The sequence below is a fragment of the Bacillus jepli genome, from assembly GCF_047238305.1.
Lineage (GTDB): Bacteria > Bacillota > Bacilli > Bacillales > Bacillaceae_L > Ferdinandcohnia.
Map to the genome: position 1 here is coordinate 2,644,475 of NZ_JBDFMO010000001.1, position 23,614 is coordinate 2,668,088.

Sequence of the window (23,614 nt, forward strand, 5' to 3'; positions counted from 1 at the left end):
TCAATATATGTGACGAAATTTGACAGATTAGTTTTTGTGAAAATAGCTTTATTCCGTTATGATAGGATAGGTATAGATAAGGAAGAAGTCCGGTGAGGTGTAAACATATTGTTAAAGAAATTTTTACCAAATGAACATGTGAAATCCGTTTTTGAGATTTCTCCAAGTAAACTTAAGGAATTAGGAATAAAAGGGGTTATAACCGATTTAGATAATACATTGGTTGAATGGGACCGTCCAAGTGCAACACCAGAGCTTGTAGAATGGTTTACTGATCTTAAGAAAAATGGGATAACTGTTACCATTGTCTCAAATAATCATGAGCCAAGAGTAAAAGAATTTGCAGATCCGTTAGGTATTCCGTTTATTTATGAGGCCAGGAAACCTTTGATACGTGCTTTTAACCGTGCAATAAGGGAAATGAATTTACATAAGGATGAGGTTGTTGTAATTGGTGACCAGCTCCTTACTGATGTATTAGGTGGTAACCGATGTGGTCTACATACCATTCTGGTTGTTCCTGTTGCGCAAACCGATGGGTTTTTTACAAAGTTTAACCGCTTTGTCGAAAGAAGAATACTGACTTGGATGAAGCGTCGCGGAATGCTTTATTGGGAGGATAAATAGAGTGGAACAAGAAAAGATTAGCTGTATTGGCTGTGGAGTTGAAATCCAAACGGCGGACAAAACAAAATTGGGATATGCACCACCTTCTGCTTTAGAGAAGGAAAAAGTCATTTGTCAACGATGTTTTAAATTAAAACATTATAATGAAGTACAGGATGTTTCGTTAACGGATGATGACTTTTTAAAAATCCTACACGGAATTGGTTCTACCGATGCATTAATCGTGAAAATTGTTGATATATTTGATTTTAATGGTAGTTGGTTACCTGGTCTTCATCGTTTTGTAGGCAACAACAATATATTATTAGTGGGTAATAAAGTCGATTTGCTGCCAAAATCGGTGAAGCCTAAGAAACTCATTAACTGGATGAAAGAATCATCCCGCGAACTTGGACTAAAGCCTGTCGATGTCTTTTTAATTAGTGCAGAAAAAGGCACTGGAATTAAAGAGGTAGCAGATGCGATTGAGCATTATCGCGAGGGTAAAGATGTATATGTGGTTGGTTGTACAAATGTTGGAAAATCAACATTCATAAACCGCTTAATTAAGGAATTCAGTGGGGAGAAGGAAGACATCATTACGACTTCACACTTTCCTGGAACAACATTAGATATCATTGATATTCCACTTGATGACGAGCACTCCTTATTTGATACTCCAGGAATTATTAATCACCATCAAATGGCACATTTTGTTTCAAAAGAAGACTTAAAGGTAATCACGCCGAAAAAAGAAATTAAACCAAAAGTCTTTCAATTAAATGAACGACAAACCTTGTTTTTTGGTGGATTAGCCCGATTTGATTTTGTAAGTGGGGACAGGCAGTCATTTGTTTGCCATTTCTCTAATTTTTTGAATATCCATCGAACCAAACTTGAAAATGCGGATGAATTATATGATAACCATAAAGGTGAGTTGTTACAGCCACCAGGAAAAAATGAACTAGAGGAATTCCCACCTCTAGTTGCTCATGAATTTATGATCAAGGAAGCAAAGACAGATGTTGTTTTCTCTGGTTTGGGCTGGGTAACGATTAACGTACCAAATACGAAGGTTGTTGCTCATGTTCCAAAGGGTGTTGGAGTAATTGTAAGAAAGTCGTTAATCTAGTATGACGAAATAGAAAAATTTATTTGTTACGGGTGAGGAAATGGAGAAGGTTTATGGCGTAATCGGAAGTCCAATCTCACATTCAATGTCACCAATGATGCATAATGATCTTTTTGAACATTATAAGCTTAAGGCTAGATACCATGCTTTCCATGTTCCACATGAAGGGGTAAAAGCCGCAATTGAAGGGATAAAAGCACTTGGAATAGCGGGTATTAATGTCACAATTCCGCATAAGATTGATGTCATTGAATATTTAGATGAAGTTGAAGAGGTTGCGGCAAATATTGGTGCGGTTAATACGATTGTCAACGAGAATGGGAAATTAATTGGATATAATACAGATGGAAATGGATTTATCCGTTCATTGAATCAAGTAATTAGTCATGAGGAATTATGTTCTGCTAAGGTACTAATAATTGGTGCTGGTGGTGCAGCAAGAGGGATCTTTATTTCATTAGCTGCAATGGGTGTGAAAAACATCGATATTGTAAATCGTACGATGGAGCGAGCGAATTCAATTATTGATGATTGTAAGTTCTCGGTTGATTCACATGGACTGGGATTTGCAGAGGCAGAAGCGGATTTAGGAAAGTATCAAGTGATTATCAATACGACCTCTGTTGGAATGCATCCCAATGTCGATGAGATGCCTCTTTCACTTGAAAATATCACTCCAACAACTATTGTTAGTGATATTATTTATAATCCATTTGAAACAAAGTTTCTACAGGAAGCGGCCAAACATGGAGCAATTACACAAAATGGAATTGGAATGTTTGTTTATCAAGGTGCCATAGCATTTGAAAAATGGACAGGAATATTTCCGGATACAGATAGAATGGAAAGTCTTGTAACAAGGCTATTAGGAGGAAAAACATGCTAACAGGAAAACAAAAACGATTTTTGCGCTCAAAAGCACATCATTTAGACCCAATTTTTCAGGTAGGAAAAGGTGGGGTAAATGATAATATGATTAAACAAATTAGTGATGCACTTGAAGCACGTGAGTTATTAAAAATCAGCGTCCTGCAAAACTGTGAGGAAGACCGTGATACGGTAGCAGAAGAGCTGAGTAAGGGTGCAAAAGCTGAACTCGTTCAGATCATTGGAAATACAATTGTGCTTTACAAAGAATCCAAGGAAAACAAGAAATTAGAGCTTCCAAAATCAAAATAGGTATTCAAAAAGGAGGATGAAAAGGACCGAGAAGTTCAAGGCGGTGCAGCTTTGAGTACCGGAGCGTATGCTGTTAATACGTGAGGAACGGAAAAGCAAGCCAACGCAGAAATTCGATGCGTCATTTTCATCAGACTTGGAGGGAAATAAATGAACCATATTGGAATCATCGGTGGTACATTTGATCCACCTCATATTGGTCATCTATTTATCGCATCGGAGGTATTAACAAGATTAAATCTTTCTGAGGTGTGGTTCATGCCTAACCATATCCCTCCGCATAAAGCGCGTAAAAGTTATGTGACCGATGAGGAGCGGGTTGAAATGCTTTCTCTTGCCATTTCCGATCAGCCAAAGTTTAAATTACAATTGATTGAACTGGAAAGAGAAGGACCCTCATATACATACGACACCATCAAATTATTACGTGAAAAATATGAAGATACCACGTTTTATTTTATCATTGGGGGAGATATGGTTGCATATCTGCCACATTGGCATAAAATTGATGAACTTGTTGACATGGTTATATTCGTTGGAGTTAAAAGGCCAGGTTATTCATTTCCAACTGAATATCCAATCACAGAAGTGGATATCCCGCAATTCGATATCTCTTCTTCGATGATTCGAAAAAGGTTATCAGAAAAGGGAAATACGATGTATTTACTTCCTGAAAAAGTACGAAACTATATAGAGGAGAAGCATTTATATGGAACGTGAAAAGGCTTTAGAGATAGTCAAAGAACAGTTAACAGAGCATCGTTATCAGCATACACTTGGTGTGATGGAAACAGCAATTGAACTTTCAAAACGCTATCATGCAGATGTAAAAAAAGCCGAAATTGCTGCCATTTTTCATGATTATGCAAAGTTTAGACCTAAAGATGAAATGAAACAAATCATCATCAACCAACACATGCCTTCTGATTTATTGATTCATAATACAGAGCTTTGGCACGCACCAGTTGGGGCCTATCTTGTAAAGACCGAGGTAGGAATTGAGGATGAGGAAATTTTAAATGCAATTCGTTTCCATACTTCTGGACGCGAAAAAATGACCCTTCTTGAAAAAGTTGTTTTTGTCGCAGATTATATTGAGCCAGGAAGACATTTTCCGGGTGTAGAAGAAGGTAGAGAACTTGCAAAACAGAATTTAGACCATGCACTTATTTATGCATTAAGCAACACGATCATGTTTTTAGCAAAAAGAAATCAAGCAATCTATCCAGATACATTGAGAACATATAATTCATTAATTTTTGAGAAAAAGGGGGAATCGTAGGTGAATGAAAGAGATATTTTAACATTTGCAGTTCAAGCAGCTGACGATAAACGAGCAGAAAATATCATTGCCTTAAATATGAAGGGGTTATCACTGGTAGCCGATTATTTTCTTATTTGCCACGGAAATTCTGAAAAACAGGTGCAAGCAATTGCTCGTGAAATAAAAGACAAAGCTGATGAAAATGGTATTCATATTAAGCGTCTTGAGGGATTTGATGAAGCAAGATGGATTCTTGTAGACCTCGGAGATGTCATTGTCCATGTTTTCCATAAAGACGAACGTAGCTATTATAATTTAGAACGTCTTTGGGGAGATGCGCCTACGGAAAACATTGAAGATGTGCAAAGTTTATGAGCTATGGTGAATTTGCCTATATCTATGATGAGCTGATGCGTGATGTAGATTATGAGCAATGGGTTTCATTTGTAAAGGAAAAAGTAACACAACTTCATAAAACGAGTGGACTAAGGGTTCTTGATATTGGCTGTGGAACGGGAGAAATTGCAATTAGACTTGCCCAAGAAGGTTTTGAGGTTGTCGGGGTCGATCTTTCAGAAGATATGCTTACGGTTGCGAATCACAAGGCAATGGAAGCAGGAGTGAAAGTTGATTTTTATCAGCAAAACATGTTGGACATCTCAGGGTTTGAGCCGTTTGATCTTGTTGTGATTTTCTGTGATTCCCTAAATTATTTGCATTCCGAAAAAGAGGTTCAGAAAACCTTTGCAAATGCATATCAGCTTTTGAAAGAAGATGGTCTATTTCTGTTCGATGTCCATTCCGTATATAAAGTGGATTCCGTTTTTATGAACGGACCGTTTGTAAGTGCTGAAGATCAGGTTAGTTTTATTTGGAATTGCTTTAGTGGGGATCATCCTCATAGTGTCGAGCATGAGCTTTCCTTTTTTGTGAAAAATGAACATAATGAAGATTACGCAAGGTTTGACGAGTTTCACGAACAGCGTACCTTTCCGATTGAAATGTATCAAAATTGGCTTGTACAAACAGGTTTTCGTGTACAAGATATTTGTGCTGATTTTACAGAAAATGTTCGGGAGACTTCAGAACGAATTTTAATCACTGCAAAGAAATAGAGGGACAGAGGATGAAATCTCTGCCCTTCTTTTTTTGAATCAAATTAACAATGTCGAACATAGGAAAAATTAGCTTGAGTTTGCTAGCTAAACACTTTGAAAGGCAAAAAAGCCCTCTATTTGTCTTGTACTTTTATAATCCGAGTGGTATATTTAGCGAGATGGAGTCTCGTTAAATTGTCTAGCTACCTCGGAAATATCCTCATCATATTTTCTATGAGTACTCCTAAACAATTCTTCAAATAATTCACCAATATGTTCTTCCATTGCATTAATTCCTTCTCCAGTGACACCACCTTTTACACATACCTTTGACTGGAGAGTGGGTAATGTGTACATTTCCTTTTCAAGTAGTTTACCCATTCCGATAATCATTTCACTTGCTAAATTTGTTGCTTGCTCCTCAGAAATTTTCGTTTCCCTCACCGCTGCATCTACAAACCTTCTCAACAAATAAGTAAAAAACGCCGGACCGCAACTAACAATATCCGATGCAACTCTTGTGATCTCATGATTTATGTGAACCGGAGTGGAAATTTGTTTGAAAAGGAATTCTAAATACTCCTTAAACCTGTTGCTAATGCTCCTGCCAAAAGTGAATAAGGAAACACCGGTTAGTGCACGGTTGGTAATACTCGGAATGATTCGAGCGACCTGACAGTTCACAAGTGATTCAAGCTGTTCAACAGAAATCGGGCTAGTAATTGAAACAATACATTTATTACTTGTTAAGGAAGAAGATAATTGGTGTAAAAGGGGGTGAATCTCTAACGGCTTCACACAAATAAATATTATATCAGAGCCTTTTACAACTTCTTCATTTGTTGCTGCTACCGTAATATCTGGTAAGGAGTTCTTAATAGCTTTTGCCTTTTCAATTGTACGATTTGTAATGGTTAATTTTGAAGGCGGAACAGCAAGAGATTCAACAAAGGACTCTATTAAAATTTTCCCCATATTTCCTGTACCAATAAACCCTATATTCAAGTTCGTCCCTCCTTTACAGACTATTCTCCTAACACCATATGTGATTCCATACCAAAATATGAATGGAATTTTCCTAAGCTAAAAAGAAGGAAGGTAAATCATGAATTTTAAAAATAAAAAATTTAAATTAATGATTATAGTTTGTGGAATTTGTCTTGTTACTTTTATTGCGTTCTATCGCATTTTTGGACAAGAAACCAAAGCAGAGCCAAACATTGAAGAAGAGGAGTTGCTACTTGAACCAGTTGTTGAAGAAAAAACTGTTGTAGAAGAGGAAGTCACGGTCATTCTAGTAGATATTAAGGGTGCTGTGTTTAATGAGGGAGTATTTGAGGTCCAAGAGGGAATGAGGATCAAAGATGTCGTCGACATGGCTGGAGGGTTTACGGAAGATGCAAACAAAACGCAAGTAAATTTAGCCGAGCGAGTGGAGGATGAAATGGTCATCTATGTTCCGCGTATGGGTGAGAACACCGAATGGGAGATAAGCAGTCAATCACAAAAAAATGATGGTAAGGTATCACTAAATGGAGGAACTCAAGCAGAACTTGAAACATTATCTGGCATCGGTCCATCGAAAGCAGCAGCGATTATAGCATATCGGGAAGAAAATGGACCTTTTAAACAACTTGAGGATCTTCTTCAAGTAAGTGGGATAGGCGAAAAATCCTTTGAAAAGATTAAAGACGAACTTAAATTAAATTGACGACTTATGGGAGATGCCGATAAAATAATTGTAAGATTTTGTTGAAGGGATGGGGAAGATTTGAATCGAATTAAATGGAATCAGTATTTTATGGCGCAAAGCCATCTGCTTGCTTTAAGAAGTACATGTACACGATTAACGGTTGGAGCCACAATTGTTCGTGATAAGCGAATCATTGCAGGGGGGTATAACGGGTCTGTTTCAGGCGGAACGCATTGCATTGATGAAGGCTGCTATGTGGTAGATAATCATTGCATAAGAACTGTACATGCTGAGATGAATGCGTTATTACAATGTTCAAAGTTTGGAGTTCCCACAGAAAATGCTGAAATCTACGTGACGCATTTTCCTTGTCTCCAATGCACAAAAGCTATTATTCAGGCAGGAATCAAAGTTGTTTATTATGCAGAGGATTATAAAAACCATCCATACGCAATTGAACTGTTGGAGAAATCAAAAGTAAAAGTACAAAAGGTTCCACTTCAAGAAATGGTGATTGACCTAAAATCAAAAGAGAAATTAGAGTTTGTTAATGAATTAATTGAGAAAGTAACGGAATCAGGTGCGGATAATAAAGAAATAAAGGCATTGCATGAGCGGGTTGCTACACTCTTTTCAAATATTGGTTAATATAATCAGGAAGTATGGGGATTATGTACAAGGAAAGCTTGTCTATCTTGCTTTCTTTTCAGTTTTGGGGATACTAGTCCCTTATACTTCTTTTTCTTGGTTTATTATCTTCCTCACACTCCTCTTATTAGGTTTTATCATATTCCGCCACCATTTTTCTCTTACCGTCCTTAGTATTTTCACTCTATTTTTCTTCATGTGTTTGTTCATTCTTATTGATTCTAATAATCAAACAACACTAGTTCCTACGACAAAAACAATCTATGGCGAAATAGTTGATACACCTGATATCAATGGTGATAAGCTTTCCGTCATTGTTAATACCTCACAAAATGAAAAGCTACTTATGGTTTACTATATCCAAACAGAGTTAGAAAAAATTCAACTTAGCGAATCAGTACGAATCGGATTAATGTGTACCTTTAATGGAACTCTCAAAAAACCACAGGTATCAAGAAATCCATATTCATTTGATTATCAAAAGTATTTATATGCTCAAAAAATCCATTGGATTTTTGAGGCAAACACGATAACTCCTGAAAAGTGTTTTTTACAGGAAAATGGGTCGTTCTCTCGATGGTTACTAAAAATCCGCGAAGCTGGAATTCAGCAAATCGATTCTCATTTTGATGGGTCGACTGCAGGGATTATCCAAGCTTTAATTTATGGAGAAAGAACGAATATAGAGAATGAAATTGTAAATTCCTATCAATCATTAGGTTTGATCCATCTTTTAGCCATATCAGGGCTTCATGTAAGCCTTATGACAGGGATGTTTTACTTTTTATGTATCCGCTTTGGAATAACACGTGAGTCTACCTCGATTCTCCTCTTATGTTTATTGCCAGTTTATATCATTATTGCTGGGGGTTCACCTTCTGTTATTCGCTCTGTGCTAATGTGTATGTTACTACTTTCGACGATCATGTGGTGGAAAAAGAGTAGCATGCTGGATGTAATAAGTTTTGTTTGCATTTGTATGCTTGCATTGAATCCGTATTTTTTGGTAAACATTGGTTTTCAATTATCCTTCATGGTTAGTGCAGCTTTAATCTTGTCATCAAAAGCCATTTTTAAACACTATCTCAATCCTTTTTCTTCTTTATTAGCAGTTTCATTTTTATCACAAATAGCCTCGTTGCCCATTTTACTATTTCACTTTTTCGAGTTTTCATTATTAAGCTTACCTTTAAACATGCTGTATGTTCCATTATATTCGATGATTATTCTGCCTTTCGCATTATTCACAGTAATTGTGCTCGGAATTGTTGAACCAATCGGTGAAATGTTTGCGGCTGTTCTAACGTGGATCCTAGAAATCTTAAATCAAGCAACTGTTTGGTTTTCGCAATTTTCTTTCCCTGTACTAACCTTAGGAAAACCGGGTCTAATTCTTATGATCTTGTATTGTGGAGCAATCTTCTATTTTTTAATTTGTTGGGAAAAAAAGCAAGTGATTTTCCAACCTGCACTTCTTGCTCCTATAGGGATTTTATTGATCCAACTAGTCACGCCATACATAAATCCATATGGCGAAGTCACAATGATTGATGTCGGGCAAGGAGATAGTATCTATATTGAACTTCCATATCGAAAAGCCATTTATTTAATTGATACTGGTGGAACGATTCAATTTGAACAAGAACCATGGAAAAAAAGAAGGAATGAATTTTCGACTGCGGATATCATTATGCCCTTTTTAAAATCAAAAGGAGTACGTTCCCTAGATAAACTTATTATCACACATGGTCATCAAGATCATATCGGCGGGGCAAAAGATCTAATTGAAAATATAAGGATAAAGGAAATCGTCTTAGGAAAAAGCAAGCAGGATGCAAGCCAAGAAGCCGAATTGAAGAAAATGGCTACAAAAAAGGGAGTGAGGATTAACCTTGTTGAACGTGGGCAAAAGTGGAAGGAAGGTAAACACCAATTTTATATTCTTGCCCCAAACGGAAATGAGGTGGAGGAAAATAATAATTCCGTTGTCATTTATACGAAACTTGGAGGGCTAAACTGGTTATTTACAGGGGATATTGAAAAAGATGTGGAGCTAGCCCTCATTAAAACATATAAAAACTTACAGGTGGATGTATTGAAAGTAGGACATCATGGAAGCAAAACATCTTCAACGAAGGAGTTTGTGCAGTTTTTAAATCCTAAAATTGCATTAATTCCGGTCGGCGTTAATAATCGATTTAACCACCCTCATCCAGATGTTATTGATCTTTTAAAGAAAGAGAAAATAAAGGTTTATCGAACTGATAAAAATGGTGCAATTCAATATCGTTATCTTAAAAAAACAGGAACCTTTATGCAAACAATTCCATAAGATACAGTAGAGCAAGGAACGAAAAAGAGACTGCCAACAAAAAGGGCAGTCTCTATTTGACAGTATGTATTCTGTCGGTATTAAGCTCCGATAACCTTAATTAAAGTTGCGATAATGAAAATTGTAGCGAAGAAGCCAAAGGATACAACGAATGCTACTCCAGCATCTACAACGTCATTTCGTGTGTTTTTAATATTCTTTTCAAATTCGTTCACGCCTAACCCCTCCTAAACAGTTATAGTATAGCCTAACTACCCAAAAAAATCTAGATTTCCTTTGAAAAATTGGTTGCGTTTTACAAAAACAAAACCAAAAGAAAATGAAAACCCTTTTTCCCCTATTATCCGATACTCTTCCTTTATTAACAACACTTGTCACAAATAGTTCAAAAACGAACGCGTAACCTAATAGTACATAAGCAAACGTCCCTGTAATGATTCTAAAAAAGAATATCATTACTCGACAAGTTTCCCGGGGCTTGTTTGGTAATGTTTCATATAGATTGGGAATTGGCAAAAACCAATTCCCTTTTTACTTTTATATACCTGTTTTTATATACCTGTTGAAAAATATACGATTTCCCGATACGATTAAATAGATAGTTGAAGGCTTACAGTGGAGAGGAATACGAATGAACTTAGAGCTTTGGAAAAAAATTAAGAAAAAACAATTTGCACCTATCTATTTATTGCATGGATCTGAAAATTTTTTAATCCAGGAAACAAAGGAATTACTGATTAAATATAGCATTGAAGAAGAAGAAAAGGACTTTAATTTATCGGTGTTTGATTTAGAGGAGACACCAGTTGAAGTCGCTTTAGCTGATGCGGAGACACTTCCTTTTATGGGAGAAAGACGAGTTGTTATTTTACAAAATCCTTCATTCCTAACGTCCGAGAAAAATAAGGATAAGGTTGAGCATAATATCTCAGTCCTTGAGCACTATTTAAAAAGTCCTGCTCCATTTACAATTCTTGTGTTCACCGCACCCTACGAAAAGTTGGATGAACGAAAAAAAATCGTTAAGCTACTAAAAACGAATGCGGAAGTCTTAACCGTAAATACTTTATCTGAAAAAGATTTACATACCTGGATTGCCGATCGTGTAAATCAGCATGAGGTCACCATACGTCCTTCAGCGATACAAGAGCTACTGCATGTAGCTGGGACAAATCTCATGAACATTACACAGGAAATAGATAAAATGTGTTTATACCTTGGAGTAAATGGTGAAATTACGGAGGAAACTGTTCAATTACTTGTACCACGCTCATTGGAGCAAAATATTTTTTCACTTATTGATAAGGTAGTGAATCGTAAATTAGATGAGGCATTACGTATCTTTTATGACCTTTTACAAAATAATGAAGAGCCCATCAAAATTTTATCCTTACTGGCTACACAGTTTAGATTGATATTTCAGGTGAAGGAGCTTTCTAGGCAAGGGTATGGACAACAGCAGATTGCTGGAAATCTAAAGGTTCATCCATTTCGTGTCAAGTTAGCGGGTGGGCAATCCAATTTATTTACACAAGAAGAGCTACTACAAATTATGAACCAGCTTGCTGAAGCAGATTATGAAATGAAAAACGGCAAAATGGATAAAAAATTAATATTGGAGCTATTTATTATGAAATTAGCTAAATAATGGTATAAAAAAAACGACTCAATTCGAGTCGTTTATTTATTATGCGTTAACCTCGTTAAGTTTTTTAGCTAGACGAGATTTTTGACGGTCAGCAACATTTTTATGGATAAGACCTTTACGAGCAGCTTTGTCAAGCTTGCTTGAAGCAGTAAGGAATGCTGCTTTTGCATTTTCTGCGTCGTTGTTAGCAACTAAAGCTTCAAAGTTTTTAACAGCAGTACGCATTGCAGACTTAACAGTTGCGTTTTGAGCACGGCTTTCATCATTTGTTTTTACACGTTTGATAGCTGATTTAATATTTGGCATACTTTCACCTCCTGCGAATATCAAGATGATCTACACGTTCAATCATTTACGATACTGGAAATCCACTTTCCTACGCTAAATGAACAGAATACAGTCTTTGATACTCTGATGTTACAACAAAAGTTATTCTATCAAATTGACTGTAATAATGCAATACCAATCTATTGCCACATGATAAAAATTGCATGAACCGCATTTTTGGTGGTAATGCTATACATACTATGTAAAAAATTGGAGGTAATAGGATTGGGAGAACAACTAGATTTAACCAAATATTCAGTTCGAACTGATTTAGCTATTGAGGCAAGTGCAATGGCAGTCGAGGAACGTAATAAATCTTTAACAGAAGACCAACCGCAAGTATCAGAAATTGAAGGTGTCATTATAAAAGAAAGACAGGAGGATGGCATTACCATTTCAACTGTTGAAATTACCGATGAAGGTGCAGATGCAATAGGAAAGAAAAAAGGAAACTACTTAACATTAGAAGTTCAGGGAATCCGTCAAAAAGATTCAAATCTCCAACAAAAGGTACAAGCAGTATTTGCGAAAGAGTTTAGTCATTTCCTCTCAAATCTAAATATCGGGAAGGATGCTAGCTGCCTTGTCGTTGGCTTAGGGAATTGGAATGTTACACCAGATGCACTTGGACCAATGGCAGTTGAAAATTTAGTCATTACAAGGCATCTCTTTCAACTTCAGCCGGAAAATGTACAGGATGGATTTCGTTCTGTAAGTGCAATTGCCCCTGGCGTGATGGGATTAACCGGAATTGAAACAAGTGACATTATTTTTGGTGTGATAGAAAAATCAAAACCTGATTTTGTTATTGCGATAGATGCACTTGCAGCTCGTTCGGTAGAGCGTGTGAATTCAACTATTCAAATATCTGACACTGGGATCCATCCAGGTTCAGGTGTTGGAAACAAACGAAAGGAACTGAGTAAAGATACCCTAGGTATTCCCGTAATCGCCATTGGAATACCAACTGTAGTTGATGCTGTTTCTATTACAAGTGATGCGATTGATTTTATTTTAAAGCATTTTGGTAGAGAGCTGAAGGAAGGAGATAAGCCTTCGCGTGCTCTCATTCCTGCTGGAATGAGCTTTGGTGAAAAAAAGGTATTAACAGATGATGACCTTCCAGGGGAACAAGAACGAAATACTTTCTTAGGTATTGTCGGAACACTACCAGATGATGAAAAAAGAAAGCTCATTCATGAAGTGTTGGCACCACTTGGTCATAATTTGATGGTCACCCCAAAAGAGGTCGATGTCTTTATTGAGGATATGGCAAATGTCATTGCGGGGGGACTAAACACAGCATTACACGGTGAAATCGAACAGGATAATTCAGGGGCTTATACGCATTAAAAAAAGATTGTGAAATCTATCAAATAAGTTCTACTAACTCAATTTTGTACATATCAATATGATAGACAAACATTGAGGAGGTAGAATATGAAGAGTTTTCGAGCTCAAGGGATGATGATCTCAATTCAAGGAACTAGCATTGTGAAAGGAATTCTATTCCTCATTTTTAGTTTTATTTTATTATTTACAATTACGGGAGCGATTGTCTCTCTTAAACCAGAATATAGAATCAGTTCTTCATCCATTAATAATGTAGCAACCAATCTTTCAGGAGAAGCCCTTGTTCACTTATTAGGGTATGAAAATCATTATTTCGTTCAAGGTTTACCGGAATCAACAACGAAGCCAGACTACCTAGGCGCCGTATTTAAAGCGGCTACCAATCTAACTTTGGATGACCCCCGAAGCTTTTTAGGTAGAGAGTTACCGGGTTTTTCCAATTTTGACGGGAAAATACTTGTTGCGGGTGAGGGAACGAACTATACCAATATGCCAATAGAATCTCCACCGCCTTTGGATGTTTTATTAGATGAAAGGCAAATAGCCACTCAAAATGTTGAGCAAGCTGAAAAGCCTACTCAACCTGTACCGCCGCCAACGATGACGACTGGTGATAAAAAAGTAGCTTATATTTATCACACACATTCATGGGAATCATATTTTCCTCATTTAAAAGGAGTAGACACACAGAATCCAGATACTGCAACACATCCTGATGTAAACGTTACGAAAGTGGGGGAAATGCTGAAACAAGAATTAGAGGCGCGAGGAATCGGTACCGAGCTAGACAACACAAATATGAATCGCTATTTAAAGCAAAAAGGCTACGATTATTATACAGCGTATAAAGGATCCGGTGAAATAGTAGCAAGTGCTATGGCTGGTAATAATGATTTAAACTACTTAATTGACATACATCGGGACTCTCAGAGAAAAGAAGTAACAACGATTACGATTAATGGAAAAACTTATGCGAAGATCGCCTTTATTGTGGGAATCGAAAATCCCCAGTTTGAAAAAAACTTAGCCTTGGCTGAAAAATTGCATGAAAAGTTACAAGAAAAATACCCTGGTTTAAGTAGGGGGGTATTAGGTCAAGGTGGGCAAGGGAATAATGGGGTATATAACCAGGACAAATCGGAAAATGCGATGCTGATTGAATTTGGTGGAGTCGATAATAATTTTGAAGAACTACGACGTTCTGCAGCAGTCATTGCAGATGTATTAGCGGAGTACTATTGGCAGGCTGAAAAAGTAAATGCAGATGAAACGAATAAAGAATAGGGAGCAATTCCAATGGTAAAGTTCATGATGAAATGTTTCTTGATTGTGACAGTTCTCCTTTTAGGAGTATTGATCGGCATGCAGCAAGCAAATGAAGGAATGAAGAACATGAGGGGTTATAATGACCCCTCCCTTCAAGGTGCCTTTCAAATTACTGATGACAACGGAGAAGTCGAAGCATCCGTCTTAGGGCGGAAAGTAACCAGTCATGATTTAGAACAAAAACAAAAACAACTAGAGGACGTAGAAGCTTTTAACCTTTTTTCAAGCATAGGTGAAAAGCTCGGAAATGGGATTAGTGCTTTATTTGAAAAAATCATGATTGCCATAGGAAACGGAATTGGAAGTTTACTTGATAAAATATAGGGGGAGCTTGCTGCAAATATAAAAGCAAGCTCTTTTTTATTTATATGGTCTTTTTTTCTTAATTGAATGTGGCAAAAGAGTTCTGTATAATCTAATCTAGTGTAGTTGTTCCATACAGGAGGATTTTGAATGAACCAAGAAGAGAGACGTAACAGACAATCTAGAATCCGGAATTTTTCAATTATTGCTCACATAGACCACGGTAAATCAACATTGGCTGACCGCATACTTGAAAAAACAAATGCGTTAACCCATCGTGAAATGAAAGAGCAATTGCTAGACTCCATGGACCTAGAAAGAGAACGTGGCATTACCATTAAACTTAATGCAGTACAGTTAAAATATAAGGCGAAAGATGGAGAAGAGTATATTTTTCACCTGATTGATACCCCGGGACATGTTGACTTTACATACGAGGTTTCCCGTAGTTTAGCGGCATGTGAAGGTGCAGTACTTGTAGTCGACGCAGCACAGGGGATTGAAGCACAAACTTTAGCAAATGTGTACCTAGCTTTAGATAATGATCTGGAAATTTTACCGGTTATTAATAAAATCGACCTACCAAGTGCGGATCCAGAGAGAGTAAGACAAGAAATTGAAGATGTGATTGGATTAGATGCTTCAGAAGCGGTTCTTGCATCTGCAAAAGCTGGGATTGGGATAGAAGATATCTTAGAGCAGGTAGTCGAAAAGGTACCTGCACCACAGGGTGACCCAGAAGCGCCACTACAGGCACTCATTTTTGACTCATTATATGACCCATATCGCGGTGTAGTTGCCTATATTCGAATTGTTGAAGGGACTGTTAAGCCTGGAGACAAAATTAAAATGATGGCAACTGGTAAAGAATTTGAAGTAATTGAAGTAGGTGTATTCACACCACGTGCAACTTTACAGGATGAACTAACAGTTGGAGATGTTGGATTTTTAACAGCTTCAATTAAGCATGTCGGCGATACACGTGTTGGTGATACAATTACGAATGCTAAAAATGGTGTAACTACACCACTACCAGGTTACCGTCGCCTAAATCCAATGGTATACTGCGGATTATATCCAATCGATACAGCGAAATACAATGACTTGCGTGAAGCATTAGAAAAGCTTGAGTTAAACGACGCTGCGCTTCAATTCGAACCAGAAACATCGCAGGCACTTGGATTTGGATTCCGTTGCGGATTCTTAGGCTTATTGCATATGGAAATCATTCAGGAAAGAATCGAAAGAGAATTTAAAATCGATTTAATTACAACGGCGCCAAGCGTTATTTATGATGTATTCCTAACGGATGGAACAGATTTGAAAATCGATAACCCATCTGATATGCCTGACCCACAAAAAATTGATCGAATTGAAGAGCCTTACGTAAAAGCGACAATGATGGTGCCAAATGATTATGTTGGTGCTGTAATGGAGCTATGCCAAGGTAAACGTGGTATTTTTATTGATATGCAATATCTTGATGAAAAACGCGTTAGTATCATTTATGAAATTCCTCTTGCGGAAATTGTATATGATTTCTTTGACCAATTAAAATCAAGCACAAAGGGCTATGCTTCATTTGACTACGAGTTAATTGGCTATAAGCCATCTAAGCTTGTAAAGATGGATATCCTTTTAAATGCTGAAAAGGTAGATGCGCTTTCCTTCATCGTTCATAAGGATACAGCATATGAACGTGGAAAAATAATAGTTGAAAAACTAAAGGAACTTATTCCAAGACAGCAATTCGAGGTGCCTGTTCAGGCAGCGGTTGGACAAAAGATTATCGCACGTTCAACCATAAAAGCAATGCGTAAAAACGTGTTAGCAAAATGTTACGGTGGTGACATATCCCGTAAGCGTAAGCTTCTTGAAAAACAAAAAGAAGGTAAGAAACGAATGAAGCAAGTTGGCTCAGTCGAAGTACCTCAAGAAGCATTCATGGCCGTATTAAAAATGGACGACAAATAGAAAAGCGGAGGCGAGCGTATAGCGACGTACGGACTGGACTGAGCCCGAAGGAGATAAAGGAAACACGGAGAGTGTAGCGAGCCGATGTTGAGCTTATCGTACGGAGGGTGAGGGAAGTCTCGCTAGTCGCTGCGAGCACGAGCGAGACAAATAAATTAAAGATACCGCAGAACTTTCTGCGGTTTTCTCTATTTAGAAAAGAGTGATTTTTTTGGTGCAAGCAGCATACCTTCACATCCCTTTTTGTGAACAAATCTGTCACTATTGTGACTTCAATAAAGTATTTCTAAAAGGACAACCGGTTGATGAATATCTTCAATACATGGATACTGAAATGAAACATACAATTGAAGCGTATCCACCTTCATCGCTTAAATCCATATTTGTTGGTGGGGGAACGCCTACTGTTCTTTCTGTTAACCAACTAGAACTATTCCTATCTAGTATTAACAAGTATATAAAGCCTCGAAGCAAGACATTCGAGTTTACCTTTGAAGCGAATCCAGGTGATCTTAATGAGGATAAATTAAAACTAATGGTAGACTCGGGAGTCAATCGAATTAGTTTTGGTGTCCAAACCTTTGATGATGAGCTCCTTAAAGCAATTGGTAGAACACATCGCCGTGAAGATGTTTTTCATACGATTGAAATGGCGAAACATGTTGGTTTTAAAAACATAAGCATTGATTTAATGTATGCTCTCCCACATCAAACAATCGAAAGTTTTCAGGAATCACTTGATATGGCTTTCTCCCTTGATGTAGAGCATGTTTCCGCATACTCTCTCATTGTTGAACCTAAAACCGTGTTCTATAACTTGATGAGAAAGGGTAAACTCCATTTACCTAGTCAAGAAAACGAGGCTAAAATGTATGAAATTTTAATGAGTGAAATGGAGAAACACGGGTTCCACCAATATGAAATCAGTAATTTTTCAAAACAAGGTTTTGAAAGTCGACATAATCTAACATATTGGAATAATGAAGAATATTACGGGATTGGTGCTGGTGCGCATAGCTATGTTGAAGGAAAAAGAAGATCAAATGCCGGTCCAATAAAAAAATATATGTCAGCAATTGACGAACATGGTTTTCCTTATGTCGAAATACATTCAGTAACTGTAAAAGAAAAAATGGAAGAAGAACTTTTTTTAGGTTTACGTAAAACAACTGGTGTCTCCGTCTCCCATTTTCAAGAAAAGTTTTCTGTCAGTATTTATGATGTTTTTGCAAGCCAAATTAAAGAACAAAAGGAAAAAGGATTGCTTGAGGAAAAGGATGATTTTATTCGGCTAACTCATAAAGGGAAATTTCTTGGAAATGAAGTGTTTCAAGCATTTTTGATTTAAAATGAATATGTTTAAACATTGACAATGGCATATGTATTTGGTAATTTAATTATAGAATTAGCACTCGCTAAATTAGAGTGCTAACAGAGGTGATGTTCCTTGCTAACAGATCGTCAACTATTGATTCTTCAAGTAATAATTGATGACTTTATTAGATCTGCACAGCCAGTAGGGTCAAGAACATTGTCGAAAAAGGATGGGATTGTGTTTAGCTCAGCAACTATTCGCAATGAGATGGCAGATCTAGAAGAACTAGGATTTATTGAAAAAACTCACAGCTCATCTGGTAGAGTTCCATCCGAACAAGGTTATCGATACTATGTGGATCATTTATTATCTCCAAGCCAGTTAACCTTTAAGGAAAAGCAAGAATTAAGGTCGATTTTTGCAGAGAGGATTTATGAGCTCGAAAAAATTGTACAAAAATCTGCACAGATTTTATCTGATTTAACCAACTATACTGCAATCGTATTAGGTCCAGCCTTTAAAGAAAATAAAGTGAAAAGGCTGCAAATTGTTCCGATTAACAATGAAACAGCTGTTGCAATTATCGTTACGGATAATGGACATGTAGAAAATCGTACAATTTCATTTCCTGACTCTATTGACCCGAGCGATATCGAAAAAATAGTTAACATTCTAAACGAGCGACTTATTGGTGTTCCGCTAACCGATCTAAAAAACAAAATCTATAAAGAGGTTGCTTATCTTTTAAAAACCAATATTCGAAACTATGATGCAGTCATAAATGTTTTGGACAAAACTCTTACCCTTAAAACGGAAGAAAAAATGTTTATTGGCGGAAAAACAAATATGTTAAGTCAACCAGAGTTCCATGACATTGACAAAGTACGATCGTTATTAACAATGATCGAAAGTGAGCATGAATTTTCGAGACTGTTACGTTCAGACAAAGCAGGGATAAATATTAAGATCGGTCATGAAAACAACAATATCGCGATGAATGATTGTAGCCTAATAACGGCAACTTATTCCATTGGTAATGAACATCTTGGGTCAATTGCCATTTTAGGACCAACAAGAATGGAGTATTCACGTGTTATCACTTTGTTGCAGCATATAAGTCAAGATTTCTCAAAGGTCCTAACGAAACTGTATCAAATTGAATAGCAGTGGTCATATTTAGTAGGGGGAGATATATTCCATCTAATACATATACTAAGTACTATGTGAAGTGAGAAATTCACTTTAAGGGAGGTGAGTGTATTGGCTAACGAGAATAAAGTAGTGAAGGAAGAAATTGAAGTAGAAGAAGCAAACGTAGATCATGATGTGGTAGAAACGATTGAACAGGCTGAAGCAGAGTTAGTAGAAGAACAAGATTATGATGTGAATGCCGAACTTTCGAAAGCCAATGATAAAATCGCAGAACTTGAGGCTAAGCTAGAAGAGGCAGAAAATCGCATTTTGCGTCAGGTTGCCGACTTTGAAAACTTTAAGAGACGTGCTCGCTTAGATCAAGAAACAGCTGCTACATATAGAGCTCAAAGTCTTGTAAATGATTTGCTGCCGGCTCTTGATAATTTTGAGAGGGCACTTCAAGTAGAAGCAACAAATGAACAAGCAAAATCCATTATGCAAGGCGTGGAAATGGTATACCGTAGCATTATCGATGCCCTGAAAAAAGAAGGGGTTGAAGCTATCGAATCAGTTGGAAAACAATTTGACCCAAATGTGCATCAAGCAGTTATGCAGGTAAGTGAACCGGATGCCGAATCCAATGTGGTCTTAGAAGAGTTCCAAAAAGGATATAAACTTAAAGATCGAGTTTTACGTCCTTCAATGGTTAAGGTAAATGAATAACGAAAAGCGCAAGGTGCCCGCCTATCGGCGACAAGCATAAGATGAGCGCTGACAGAAGGTGCTTTTTACCTTCCGAAGCGATTGGCTTATGACCAGAGAGCCGATGGCACCTGAAGCTAGACATCAGAAAAATCAAAGTTTTGTTCAAATTAAGGAGGAATTTCCATGAGTAAAATCATTGGTATAGATTTAGGTACAACAAACTCATGTGTTGCTGTTATGGAAGGTGGAGAAGCAAAGGTTATTCCAAATCCAGAAGGTAACCGTACAACTCCATCTGTTGTTTCATTTAAAAATGGCGAAAGACAAATTGGAGAGGTAGCAAAGCGTCAAGCTATCACAAACCCAAACACAATTATGTCTATCAAACGCCACATGGGAACAGATTACAAGGTTGAAATCGAAGGTAAGCAATATACTCCTCAAGAGGTATCTGCTATTCTTCTTCAATACTTCAAATCTTATGCTGAAGAATATCTTGGGGAAAAAGTAACGAAAGCTGTTATCACAGTTCCAGCATATTTTAATGACGCCGAACGTCAAGCAACAAAAGATGCAGGTCGAATTGCTGGTCTTGAAGTTGAACGTATTATCAACGAACCAACTGCAGCTGCTCTTGCATATGGTTTAGATAAAACAGAGGAAGATCAAACAATTCTTGTGTATGACCTTGGTGGTGGAACATTCGACGTTTCCATCCTTGAACTTGGTGACGGAGTATTCGAAGTTAAGTCAACTGCTGGTGACAATCGTCTAGGTGGAGATGACTTTGACCAAGTAATCATCGATTATTTAGTAGACCAATTCAAAAAAGAAAATGGTATTGATTTATCTAAAGATAAAATGGCATTACAACGTTTGAAAGATGCTGCTGAAAAAGCGAAGAAAGATTTATCAGGTGTTACTTCAACACAAATTTCGCTTCCATTTATCACAGCAGGAGAAGCAGGACCACTTCACTTAGAAGTAAACTTAACTCGTGCGAAATTTGAAGAGCTTTCAGCAGGACTTGTTGAGCGTACAATGGGACCAACTCGCCGTGCCCTTCAAGATGCTGGTCTTTCAGCTAGTGAAATCGATAAAGTAATCCTTGTTGGTGGTTCAACTCGTATTCCAGCTGTTCAAGAAGCCATTAAGAAAGAAACTGGTAAGGAACCACATAAAGGGGTTAACCCAGACGAAGTTGTTGCATTAGGTGCCGCTATTCAAGGTGGAGTATTGACTGGTGATGTTAAGGACGTAGTACTTTTAGACGTAACACCATTATCACTTGGAATCGAAACAATGGGTGGCGTATTTACTCGATTAATCGACCGTAATACAACAATTCCAACAAGTAAGTCTCAAGTATTCTCAACTGCTGCGGATAATCAAACAGCTGTTGATATCCACGTGCTTCAAGGAGAACGTCAAATGGCAGCTGACAACAAAACATTAGGTCGCTTCCAATTAACAGATATTCCACCAGCACCACGTGGTGTACCACAAATCGAAGTTACATTTGATATCGATAAGAATGGTATTGTTAATGTTCGTGCCAAAGATCTTGGTACAAACAAAGAACAAGCTATTACAATTCAATCATCTTCAGGCTTATCTGACGATGAAGTTGAACGTATGGTTCGTGAGGCTGAAGAAAATGCGGAAGCCGACAAGAAGCGAAAAGAAGAAGTTGAACTTCGTAATGAGGCAGATCAATTAGTGTTCACTACTGAAAAAACACTTAAAGATCTAGAAGGCAAAGTAGATGCTGCTGAAGTTGAAAAAGCAAATGAAGCTAAAGAGGCATTAAAACAAGCAATCGAGAAAAATGATCTTGACGAAATAAAAGCGAAGAAAGACGCTCTACAAGAAATCGTTCAACAGCTTTCAGTGAAACTTTATGAGCAAGCTCAGCAACAAGCACAAGGTGCTCAGGGTGCGCAAGGAGCAGAAGGTGCGAACCAAGGTAAAGACGATAATGTAGTAGACGCTGAATACGAAGAAGTAAACGACGATAAATAATAAAAAAACGAAGAATCAAAGTTTAAAAAGTCGAAGTCAGGCCTGTCTTGGCTTTGGCTTTTTTACTTTATTTAGCGGTAGTCCACTACTTTTTAGTGTAGAAGAATGTTTTAAGAGTTAATAAAATAACCGGGGTTCAAACCACGGCTAAATAAAGTTAAAGCCTCCGGCGGATGCCACAGATTTTCAAAGGTGAGCTTTCGAGCTTAAGATCAAAGACTAAGGACGCCACTTCCTGTGGCAACGTCTTTGTGACCCACCTCGTGTGGGCCCAAAAAATCTGGGCGCAAATATGCCAAGGCGCATTTGATTTAGTAACATATGTATTATTGCCATTTTGTAAAGGGAAATGATACAATATTCTTTATGTGAATGATGCGGGAGTGGATTTTATGAGTAAAAGAGATTATTATGAGGTACTCGGGGTTTCAAAAGATGCAAGCAAAGATGAAATAAAAAAGGCATATCGAAAATTATCTAAAAAATATCACCCCGATATCAATAAAGAAGCAGATGCTGCTGATAAGTTTAAAGAAATTACAGAAGCATATGATAACTTAACAGATGATAACAAACGTGCCCATTATGACCAATTTGGTCATACAGATCCAAACCAAGGCTTTGGTGGTTTTGGAGGAGGTTCAGATTTTGGCGGTGGTTTTGGTTTCGAAGACATCTTCAGTTCTATTTTTGGTGGTGGAACAAGGAGAAGAGACCCAAATGCACCTCGTCAAGGGGCAGATTTACAATACACGATGACATTACAGTTTGAAGAGGCTGTTTTTGGGAAAGAAACAGACATTGAAATCCCAAGAGAAGAAGAATGTTCGACGTGTCATGGTTCAGGTGCAAAATCTGGTACAAAACCAGAAACTTGTTCACACTGTGGTGGTTCAGGTCAAATCAATGTCGAGCAAAACACTGCATTTGGGAGAATTGTGAATAGACGTGTCTGCCACCACTGTAGTGGAACAGGAAAATTTATTAAGAATAAATGTTCAACATGTGGTGGCTCAGGCAAGGTGAAAAAACGCAAAAAAATTCATGTTAAGATTCCAGCTGGTATTGATGATGGTCAACAACTTCGTGTCGCAGGTCAGGGTGAGCCAGGTGTAAACGGAGGACCTCCAGGAGATTTATATGTTGTGTTCCATGTGCGTTCCCATGAATTTTTCGAGCGGGATGGAGACGATATCTACTGTGAAATGCCATTAACCTTTGCGCAAGCCGCATTAGGTGATGAAATTGAAGTACCTACCCTACATGGAAAGGTTAAACTTAAAATTCCTGCGGGTACACAAACTGGAACGAATTTCCGTCTTCGCGGCAAGGGTGTACCGAATGTACGTGGATATGGTCAAGGAGACCAACACATTCGCGTTCGTGTTATTACCCCAACAAAGCTTACAGAAAAGCAAAAACAATTGCTTCGTGAATTCACAGAAATAGGCGGTAATGAATCTCCGGATGAGCAGCATGATAATTTTTTTTCGAAAGTAAAACGAGCATTTAAAGGCGAGTAGTATAGAAACGAGTAGTATAGAAATAGGATTGGA

24 protein-coding genes are annotated in these 23,614 nt (G+C 37.5%); 21 read left to right on the forward strand and 3 right to left on the reverse strand.

Annotated elements, in window-relative coordinates; translation table 11 throughout:
• Window positions 1-108 precede the first annotated feature (108 nt).
• The 8 genes from ABC371_RS13475 (at window position 109) to ABC371_RS13510 (ending at window position 5,296) form a co-directional block, all read left to right on the forward strand.
• Complete coding sequence (locus ABC371_RS13475) at window positions 109-627, forward strand: YqeG family HAD IIIA-type phosphatase (RefSeq protein ID WP_412897259.1); 519 nt, start codon at window positions 109-111, stop codon at window positions 625-627.
• A 1-nt stretch (window position 628) separates the two neighbouring features.
• On the forward strand, window positions 629-1,738 hold the full coding sequence (yqeH, locus tag ABC371_RS13480; protein ID WP_412897260.1) for a ribosome biogenesis GTPase YqeH: 1,110 nt from the start codon (window positions 629-631) through the stop codon (window positions 1,736-1,738).
• 40 nt (window positions 1,739-1,778) lie between these two features.
• Window positions 1,779-2,624, forward strand: coding sequence for a shikimate dehydrogenase (aroE, locus tag ABC371_RS13485; protein WP_412897261.1), 846 nt, complete (start codon window positions 1,779-1,781; stop codon window positions 2,622-2,624).
• Window positions 2,618-2,917 carry a ribosome assembly RNA-binding protein YhbY gene (yhbY, locus tag ABC371_RS13490; protein WP_412897262.1) on the forward strand — a complete coding sequence of 100 codons (300 nt, stop codon included), beginning with the start codon at window positions 2,618-2,620 and terminating at the stop codon, window positions 2,915-2,917. The genes aroE and yhbY overlap by 7 nt, the downstream gene beginning before the upstream one ends.
• Before the next feature lie 150 nt (window positions 2,918-3,067).
• Window positions 3,068-3,637, forward strand: coding sequence for a nicotinate-nucleotide adenylyltransferase (locus ABC371_RS13495; RefSeq protein ID WP_412897263.1), 570 nt, complete (start codon window positions 3,068-3,070; stop codon window positions 3,635-3,637).
• Complete coding sequence (gene yqeK, locus ABC371_RS13500) at window positions 3,627-4,199, forward strand: bis(5'-nucleosyl)-tetraphosphatase (symmetrical) YqeK (protein ID WP_412897264.1); 573 nt, start codon at window positions 3,627-3,629, stop codon at window positions 4,197-4,199. The genes ABC371_RS13495 and yqeK overlap by 11 nt, the downstream gene beginning before the upstream one ends.
• Window positions 4,200-4,556 carry a ribosome silencing factor gene (gene rsfS / locus ABC371_RS13505; RefSeq protein ID WP_412897265.1) on the forward strand — a complete coding sequence of 119 codons (357 nt, stop codon included), beginning with the start codon at window positions 4,200-4,202 and terminating at the stop codon, window positions 4,554-4,556.
• On the forward strand, window positions 4,553-5,296 hold the full coding sequence (locus tag ABC371_RS13510) for a class I SAM-dependent DNA methyltransferase (RefSeq protein ID WP_412897266.1): 744 nt from the start codon (window positions 4,553-4,555) through the stop codon (window positions 5,294-5,296). Before rsfS ends, ABC371_RS13510 begins: the two co-directional genes overlap by 4 nt.
• A gap of 153 nt (window positions 5,297-5,449) precedes the next feature.
• Here the strand turns inward: ABC371_RS13510 and comER are convergent, their stop codons facing one another.
• Window positions 5,450-6,283, reverse strand: a complete 834-nt coding sequence (gene comER / locus ABC371_RS13515; RefSeq protein ID WP_412897267.1) for a late competence protein ComER — start codon at window positions 6,281-6,283, stop codon at window positions 5,450-5,452.
• A 100-nt stretch (window positions 6,284-6,383) separates the two neighbouring features.
• On the opposite strand from comER, the gene ABC371_RS13520 reads away from it, so the two are divergent.
• Genes ABC371_RS13520 through ABC371_RS13530 form a run of 3 tightly spaced genes read left to right on the forward strand, consistent with a single transcriptional unit; the run spans window position 6,384 to window position 9,951 of the window.
• A complete protein-coding gene (locus ABC371_RS13520; protein WP_412897268.1) occupies window positions 6,384-6,989 on the forward strand; it encodes a helix-hairpin-helix domain-containing protein in 606 nt (201 codons plus the stop codon).
• A gap of 60 nt (window positions 6,990-7,049) precedes the next feature.
• Window positions 7,050-7,619: a ComE operon protein 2 gene (locus ABC371_RS13525; protein WP_412897269.1), complete on the forward strand. Its 570-nt coding sequence runs from the start codon at window positions 7,050-7,052 to the stop codon at window positions 7,617-7,619.
• The gene (locus ABC371_RS13530) at window positions 7,582-9,951 is read left to right on the forward strand and encodes a DNA internalization-related competence protein ComEC/Rec2 (RefSeq protein WP_412897270.1); all 2,370 of its coding nucleotides are present in this window, start codon (window positions 7,582-7,584) and stop codon (window positions 9,949-9,951) included. Before ABC371_RS13525 ends, ABC371_RS13530 begins: the two co-directional genes overlap by 38 nt.
• Window positions 9,952-10,031: 80 nt before the next feature.
• Here ABC371_RS13530 and ABC371_RS13535 read toward each other — a convergent pair whose 3' ends face one another.
• Window positions 10,032-10,166, reverse strand: a complete 135-nt coding sequence (locus ABC371_RS13535; protein ID WP_116351544.1) for a YqzM family protein — start codon at window positions 10,164-10,166, stop codon at window positions 10,032-10,034.
• 416 nt (window positions 10,167-10,582) lie between these two features.
• Here ABC371_RS13535 and holA point away from each other — a divergent pair, with 416 nt between their 5' ends.
• The gene (gene holA, locus ABC371_RS13540; RefSeq protein ID WP_412897271.1) at window positions 10,583-11,599 is read left to right on the forward strand and encodes a DNA polymerase III subunit delta; all 1,017 of its coding nucleotides are present in this window, start codon (window positions 10,583-10,585) and stop codon (window positions 11,597-11,599) included.
• Between the two features lie 39 nt (window positions 11,600-11,638).
• Here holA and rpsT read toward each other — a convergent pair whose 3' ends face one another.
• The gene (gene rpsT / locus ABC371_RS13545; RefSeq protein WP_412897272.1) at window positions 11,639-11,905 is read right to left on the reverse strand and encodes a 30S ribosomal protein S20; all 267 of its coding nucleotides are present in this window, start codon (window positions 11,903-11,905) and stop codon (window positions 11,639-11,641) included.
• Between the two features lie 246 nt (window positions 11,906-12,151).
• On the opposite strand from rpsT, the gene gpr reads away from it, so the two are divergent.
• The 9 genes from gpr (at window position 12,152) to dnaJ (ending at window position 23,581) form a co-directional block, all read left to right on the forward strand.
• Window positions 12,152-13,279 carry a GPR endopeptidase gene (gene gpr / locus ABC371_RS13550; protein ID WP_412897273.1) on the forward strand — a complete coding sequence of 376 codons (1,128 nt, stop codon included), beginning with the start codon at window positions 12,152-12,154 and terminating at the stop codon, window positions 13,277-13,279.
• 87 nt (window positions 13,280-13,366) lie between these two features.
• A complete protein-coding gene (spoIIP, locus tag ABC371_RS13555) occupies window positions 13,367-14,563 on the forward strand; it encodes a stage II sporulation protein P (protein WP_412897274.1) in 1,197 nt (398 codons plus the stop codon).
• A gap of 12 nt (window positions 14,564-14,575) precedes the next feature.
• Entirely contained in the window at window positions 14,576-14,929 is a 354-nt protein-coding gene (locus tag ABC371_RS13560; RefSeq protein ID WP_412897275.1) for a YqxA family protein, read from the forward strand.
• A gap of 129 nt (window positions 14,930-15,058) precedes the next feature.
• Entirely contained in the window at window positions 15,059-16,882 is a 1,824-nt protein-coding gene (lepA, locus tag ABC371_RS13565) for a translation elongation factor 4 (RefSeq protein ID WP_412897276.1), read from the forward strand.
• A gap of 211 nt (window positions 16,883-17,093) precedes the next feature.
• Window positions 17,094-18,230: a radical SAM family heme chaperone HemW gene (gene hemW / locus ABC371_RS13570; RefSeq protein ID WP_412897277.1), complete on the forward strand. Its 1,137-nt coding sequence runs from the start codon at window positions 17,094-17,096 to the stop codon at window positions 18,228-18,230.
• Window positions 18,231-18,329: 99 nt separating this feature from the next.
• Entirely contained in the window at window positions 18,330-19,361 is a 1,032-nt protein-coding gene (gene hrcA, locus ABC371_RS13575) for a heat-inducible transcriptional repressor HrcA (protein WP_412897278.1), read from the forward strand.
• Between the two features lie 96 nt (window positions 19,362-19,457).
• Window positions 19,458-20,054 (forward strand): nucleotide exchange factor GrpE, encoded by a 597-nt coding sequence (gene grpE / locus ABC371_RS13580; protein WP_412897279.1) that lies wholly within the window; start codon window positions 19,458-19,460, stop codon window positions 20,052-20,054.
• Between the two features lie 165 nt (window positions 20,055-20,219).
• Complete coding sequence (gene dnaK, locus ABC371_RS13585; RefSeq protein ID WP_412897280.1) at window positions 20,220-22,058, forward strand: molecular chaperone DnaK; 1,839 nt, start codon at window positions 20,220-20,222, stop codon at window positions 22,056-22,058.
• 392 nt (window positions 22,059-22,450) lie between these two features.
• Window positions 22,451-23,581, forward strand: a complete 1,131-nt coding sequence (gene dnaJ / locus ABC371_RS13590) for a molecular chaperone DnaJ (protein WP_412897281.1) — start codon at window positions 22,451-22,453, stop codon at window positions 23,579-23,581.
• Window positions 23,582-23,614 lie beyond the last annotated feature (33 nt).